Annotated in this window: 1 protein-coding gene and 1 pseudogene; both read right to left on the minus strand. The window is 61.5% G+C overall.

The features are described 5' to 3' along the window. The coding region (locus tag NKH89_RS35685; protein WP_502897001.1) for a sugar phosphate isomerase/epimerase family protein at positions 1–338 on the minus strand (338 nt) is incomplete at its 3' end. After that, positions 335–703 (minus strand): annotated as a pseudogene (locus NKH89_RS35690) (Gfo/Idh/MocA family oxidoreductase); the annotation flags it as partial. The pseudogene NKH89_RS35690 and the gene NKH89_RS35685, both read right to left, overlap by 4 nt.

Consider the following 703-nt stretch of genomic DNA (forward strand, 5'->3'; position numbering starts at 1 on the left):
GCCGGCAGACCGCTCATGGTGCAGACGGTGCGAATGCCCATCTCTCCGGCGACGCGGATCGTGTCTTTCAATCCTTGGCCTTGGGCCGGATCGGTCGGGTGCAGCGGATTGCCGTTTGCGTTGAGGCTGATGATCTCCAGGCCGCGTTCCTCGAAGGCTGCAGCAAACCGCTTCTGCGCTTCCCTGTTACCCAGCATGGACGAAAGCCGGAAATGCGGGGCGGTCGACCAGCCGCAGGCGTTTACTTCGATGCCGGATACCCCCATGCGCTGGGCATGATTAAGCACCGCGTCGAACGGCAGATTGCCGAGACTGTCTGAAACGAAACCCAGCTTCACGCGTAGAACTCCGGCTTTGCAATCATCTGCACAGGCGTACGACGGGCTTCCTTCAACGCACTCACGCCAGCCTCGGCAACGATTGCGGCGCAATAGCCGTCCCAGCAATCCGAGGCGGTCGTGGGGAACTCACCGGTCATGACAAAGCGAAGGAAGTCGCGGTTCTGGCGGCGATAGGCATCATAGTACCTGGTCCGCCAGTCGGCGTCGTAGCTTGTGCTTTGGGCAAGCGCCGACTCCCTGTGGGTGTAGGCAATGTTGTTCGTCGCCACCGCTCCGCGCTCGCCGATCAGTTCGGCGCGGACGTCATAGCCGTAGGCGGCGTTGTTGTTGATCTCGATATTGACGAGCTGCCCGTCCACCGT

It is taken from the genome of Mesorhizobium sp. M0923, assembly GCF_040319365.1.
Classification (GTDB): Bacteria; Pseudomonadota; Alphaproteobacteria; order Rhizobiales; family Rhizobiaceae; genus Mesorhizobium.